Origin of the sequence: Sphingomonas sp., from assembly GCF_035490575.1 — a bacterium.
Classification (GTDB): domain Bacteria; phylum Pseudomonadota; class Alphaproteobacteria; order Sphingomonadales; family Sphingomonadaceae; genus Sphingomonas.
Genome location: NZ_DATJLI010000093.1, coordinates 1 through 4,929 on the forward strand (window position 1 = coordinate 1; position 4,929 = coordinate 4,929).

Consider the following 4,929-nt stretch of genomic DNA (forward strand, 5'->3'; position numbering starts at 1 on the left):
ACCGCCGAAACACCGAGCCGCCGCCCACATGTCCCTTCATCTAAATCACAATGTCAAAGAGCGACAAAAACCGACGCACCGTCAACCCCGTTCCCAGGGCAACCAATGCGCCTCGCTTTCGATAACCAACCAAACGCTCCAATTCAGTGCGCCCCGTCGGTGAAGGGGTCTCTACGGATACCATTCCGGGTCGTCAAACATCTTTTTCAAAAAAATGACGCTTATGTGAATAATTGGCGGAAATCGGCGGATTTACGTGCTGTTAGCTCGGCACTGCGATGACGGTTCCATGACCGAGCCACCCGAATCAGCATCGAATCAACGCCTCGAATCGCTGCGTGGGCAGGTGCGGAGCGCCGTCATCTGGCGTTCCGGCACCCAGATCGCCGGTCAGATCGTCACCTGGGCATCGACCTTTCTGGTCATCCGTATCCTGTCGCCGGGCGATTACGGGCTGTTCGCCATGACGCAGGTGGTGCTGGCGCTGCTCAACATGCTCAACGGCTATGGCCTGGCGAGCGCCGTGATCCAGCGGCCCGATGCCGATGACCGGGTAAAGCGCCAGTTGTTCGGGCTGCTGCTGATCCTGAACCTCGGCCTGGGCGCGGCGCAGTTTGCGCTGGCGCCGCTGGCCGCGGCCTATTTCCGCCAGCCGATCGTAACCGATCTGCTGCGGGTTCAGGCACTGTTGTATGTCGCGACGCCGTTCATCGCGTTTCCCTATGCGCTGCTGGCGCGATCAATGGCGTTCAAGGGACAGGCACAGGCCAACCTGGTCTCGTCGGTGCTTGGCGCATTGGTGGCGATTGCCGGAGCGATGGCGGGCTGGGGCGTCTGGACGCTGATCGCCGCGCCAATGGCGCTGTTCTGGAGCCGGGCGGTCATCATGACCTGGATCGCCCGGTCGCTGATGTGGCCAAGCTTCGATTTCCGCGGATCCGGGGATGTCGTCCGCTTCGGCGGATTGATGGCCGCGACGCAATTGTTCTGGTTCCTGCAAAGCCAGGCCGACATCTTCATTGCCGGCCGCCAGCTCGATCCGCACCGCCTTGGTCTCTACACCACGGCGCTGTTCCTGACGCAGGTGTTCGTCGCCAAGTTCCTGCCCACGCTGAACGACGTCGCCTTCTCCGCCTACTCACGCATTCAGGACGACAGCGCTGCGATGGGCGCGGCATTCGCCAAGTCCGCGCGGATCGTCATGGTGGTGGCGATGCCATTCTATGCCGGGCTGGCCGTGACCGCCGGGCCGCTGGTGGTCGTGGTGCTGGGCGACAAATGGATCGAGGCCGCGCCGCTGGTGCGCGTGCTGGCGCTGGCGATGCCTTTCATGACGCTGCAGACGCTGTTCGCGCCCGCGACCAACGCGCGCGGGCTGCCCGCCATCGCGGCGCGGATCGGCGCGGCGGGGGGCGTGATGCTGCCGCTGGCATTTCTGATCGGGATTCGGTTCGGGGTCATGGGGCTGGCCTGGGCCTGGGTGGCGGTGTGGCCGCTATATCTGGCATTCACGGCCTCGCGCTCGCTGGATCAGGTGGGGAGCAGCGCCGCCGCGATGCTGCGCGCAATCGCGCCCCCGGTGCTGGCCGGGCTGGCAATGGCGGCAATCACGCTGGGCGTCGACCTGCTCCTGCCGGCGATGCCGGCACTGCCGCGACTGACGATCCTCGTCGCCACCGGCGCGCTCGCTTATGGCGGATGGCTGATACTGTTCGCGCGCGAAACCCTGTGGGAAGTCATTGCCTTTGCACGGCGGCGGGGATGATCGCGCGTCAGACCTGCCGGATATAGGCGCGCATCGATTCGGCTTCCTGCTCGATACGGTCGATCCGGTATTTGACCAGATCGCCGATCGACACAAAGCCCAGCAACCGGTCGCCATCGACCACCGGCAGATGCCGGATTCGCCGCCGCGTCATCAGCGCCAGTGCACCGATGACGTTCTGACCCGGACCGACAGTGACGGCGGGCGCGGTCATCAATTCCGACACCGGCCGGTCGAGCGCCGCCGCCCCGTCGCGGGCGATTGCGTGCAGCACGTCGCGTTCGGAGAATATGCCGGCCACGCGTGCGCCGTCCATCACGGGCAAGGCGCCGATCCCGCGTTCGGCCAGCAGCGACATCGCCGCGACCGCCGTGGCGCTGATCGGCGCCGACACGATTTCGCTGCCCTTTGTCTCAAGGATCTTCGCGATCGTCATCACACCCTCTCCCAAAAGGTGACTGAGACTGGACTCTCCCACGAAACGCCCCATGTGGGAAGCCATGACGGACCTTGACGACCCCGAATATGCGCGTTTCGCCTGGACCCGCTTTCGCCGCATCCTGGGCTGGATGACGGTGCTGGCGCTGGCGTGCGCGATCGGGGCGCTGGTGATCCTGTATCACTGGGTCGGGCACATGCCGATCCATATGGGCATCGCGACGTTTCTGGGGATGTTCGGCACCGTGATGATGGGCGGCGCGCTGATGGGCCTGGTGTTCCTGTCGTCGGGATCGGGCCATGACGACAGCGTTGACCGGGTCAACCGCGCCCATGATCCGGGGCGGCAGCGGCACGACGACGGACGCGCATGAAAAGGGGCCGGCGATTGCGCGCCGGCCCCTTTTCAGTTCGGGTTGGTCGAGGCGGTCAGGCCGCGGTCGATGCCGCTTCCTCCCCATCAGCGCGCAGCTTGCGGCGGCGGCGCGGGCGGGGCGCTTCCTCATCATCGGCGTCGCTGCTGGCCACCAGCGCAGGCGGCAGGCGATCGGCGTCGATCGAGGGTGCGGTTTCGTCCTGCTCACTCGTCGTTCCGGCAGCGGGCTGACGACGCGGGCGACCACGGCGACGGGGTGCTTCCGCCTCGGCGGGCCCTTCCGCTTCGTCAGATGATGCGGTGACCGCTTCTGCGTCGCCATTGCCCTGTGCAGCGGCGCGATCGCGGCGACGGTCGTCGCGGTCGGCACGCTCACCGCGCGGTGCGTCGCGATCGGGGCGGCGATCCGGCTGGCGGTCGGACTGACGACCCGGCTGCCGATCCGACTGGGGCTGATCGGGCGTGCCCGCTTCGCCTTCCATCTCGAAATCGTCATCGTCGTCATCGTCGCGCTGGCGGCGATTTTCCTCGACGCGCGCGCGGCTTTCGTTGAGCACCCGGAAATAATGATCCGCGAACTGCAGATAATATTCGGTGTTCACCCGGTCGCCCGACATCTGCGAGTCACGCGCGAGATTCTTGTATTTCTCGAGCAACTGTGCGGCGTTGCCGCGCGCACGATTGTCGATGCGATTGCCGTTATCGGTGCGATTTGGGTTGCCACCCTGCGGGCGCTGCCCGCCACGACCACGACGGCGGCCGGCCTGACGATTGTTCATCAAGGTCTGTGTGTCCTGTCCTTACCCTATTCGGTCCGGCATCATGCCAGTCGAATGCGTTTCACTCCGCACGCCTGACCGGGGACGACCGGAAAGGACGCTTTCGCCACAGGGCCGCCAAAATCGGCGACGCAGCTGACCTGGATCGGGCCATTGCCCCGTTTTCAACAACTTGGTTGAAAATGCCTGCCCCTATGTGCCTTCCTTAGCGACAGGTGCGGCGATCTCCAAGCACAATATTGTGTCCCTGTATTGCTGGTTCAAGTCACGACGACGGCGCGCGGGCGGCTGCCCAGATCATGAACGATGCGCGGACACCGTCCCGCCGCCGTGACCTGCGCCGAAACCTGCGCGCCCTGACGCCAGCCGATCTCAAGGATCGCGACCCCGCCCGGCGCGATCAGGGCGGGCAGCGCGGGGATGATCCGGCGGTAATCGTCCAGCCCGTCCGCCCCGGCGAACAGCGCCTCGCCCGGTTCATATTCACGCACCCCCGGACCCAGCGCCTCGTCGGTCGCGACATAGGGCGGGTTGGCGAGGATCAGGTCGAACCGGTCGTCGATTCCCGCCGCCCAGTCGCCGGTGCGAAACACCGCCCGGTCAGCCATGCCCAGCGCCTCGGCATTGGCCCGCGCAAAGTCCAGCGCGCGGGGGGACGCGTCGATACCGATGCCACGCGCGCCCGGCCATTCGCTGAGCGCCGCCAGCAACAAGGTGCCCGGCCCGGTGCCGAGGTCGAGGAGGTGGCGCGGCGGCGCGCGCCCTGCGAAATGCGCCACCGCCGCCTCGATCAGCGTCTCGCTGTCGGCGCGCGGGATCAGCACGCCCGGCCCGACCGCCAGCGTGATCGTCCAGAAATCGCGCGTGCCGGTGATATAGGCCAACGGCTCCCCCGCCAACCGCCGGTCGAGCAATCCGGCAAAACCGCCGGGCGTCGCATCGTCCAGCCGCCGCAGCAGCAATTCGTCGCGCGTGCACCCCAGTGCGTGCGCCATCAGCAATTCGCCGTCCAGCCGCGCGCTGTCCGAAACCGACGCCAGTGCCCGCGCCGCCGCGGCAAGCGCGGCACGCACCGGCTCAGCCATCGACCGTCGCCAGCCGCGCCGCTTCATCCTCGGCGATCAGCGCGGCGATCAGTTCGTCCATCTCGCCCGCCACAATCTCGGGCAGGCGATGCAGGGTCAGGTTGATGCGGTGGTCGGTCACGCGCCCCTGCGGGAAATTATAGGTGCGGATCCGCTCCGAACGGTCGCCCGATCCGACCATCGACTTGCGCGCATCGGCCCGCTCGTTCGCCGCGCGCTCGCGCTCCGCCTCGAACAGGCGGGTTCGCAGCACCTTCATGGCCTTGGCCTTGTTCTTGTGCTGCGACTTCTCGTCCTGCTGGCTGACGACGATTCCGCTGGGCACATGGGTGATGCGAACCGCCGAATCGGTGGTGTTCACATGCTGCCCGCCCGCGCCCGATGCCCGGAACACGTCGATGCGGAGGTCGCTGTCGGCGATGTCGATATCGACCTCTTCCGCTTCCGGCAGCACGGCGACGGTCGCGGCGGAGGTGTGGATGCGCC

6 protein-coding genes are annotated in these 4,929 nt (G+C 66.5%); 2 read left to right on the forward strand and 4 right to left on the reverse strand.

Annotated features, from left to right (window positions below; genetic code table 11):
• Positions 1-289 precede the first annotated feature (289 nt).
• Positions 290-1,765 (forward strand): lipopolysaccharide biosynthesis protein, encoded by a 1,476-nt coding sequence (locus tag VL973_RS07085; RefSeq protein ID WP_325283325.1) that lies wholly within the window; start codon positions 290-292, stop codon positions 1,763-1,765.
• A 7-nt stretch (positions 1,766-1,772) separates the two neighbouring features.
• On the opposite strand, the gene VL973_RS07090 is transcribed toward VL973_RS07085, so the two are convergent.
• A complete protein-coding gene (locus VL973_RS07090; protein WP_325283326.1) occupies positions 1,773-2,201 on the reverse strand; it encodes a CBS domain-containing protein in 429 nt (142 codons plus the stop codon).
• Between the two features lie 64 nt (positions 2,202-2,265).
• Between VL973_RS07090 and VL973_RS07095 the strand changes: the two genes are divergently transcribed.
• Positions 2,266-2,577, forward strand: coding sequence for a hypothetical protein (locus VL973_RS07095; protein WP_325283327.1), 312 nt, complete (start codon positions 2,266-2,268; stop codon positions 2,575-2,577).
• A 55-nt stretch (positions 2,578-2,632) separates the two neighbouring features.
• On the opposite strand, the gene VL973_RS07100 is transcribed toward VL973_RS07095, so the two are convergent.
• The 3 genes from VL973_RS07100 to VL973_RS07110 all read right to left on the reverse strand — a co-directional run.
• Positions 2,633-3,361, reverse strand: a complete 729-nt coding sequence (locus VL973_RS07100) for a DUF4167 domain-containing protein (protein WP_325283328.1) — start codon at positions 3,359-3,361, stop codon at positions 2,633-2,635.
• A gap of 257 nt (positions 3,362-3,618) precedes the next feature.
• Positions 3,619-4,443 carry a peptide chain release factor N(5)-glutamine methyltransferase gene (gene prmC / locus VL973_RS07105; protein WP_325283329.1) on the reverse strand — a complete coding sequence of 275 codons (825 nt, stop codon included), beginning with the start codon at positions 4,441-4,443 and terminating at the stop codon, positions 3,619-3,621.
• Positions 4,436-4,929, reverse strand: a 494-nt coding sequence (locus VL973_RS07110; protein ID WP_325283330.1) for a peptide chain release factor-like protein, incomplete at its 5' end; no start/stop codon positions are given. The genes prmC and VL973_RS07110, both read right to left, overlap by 8 nt.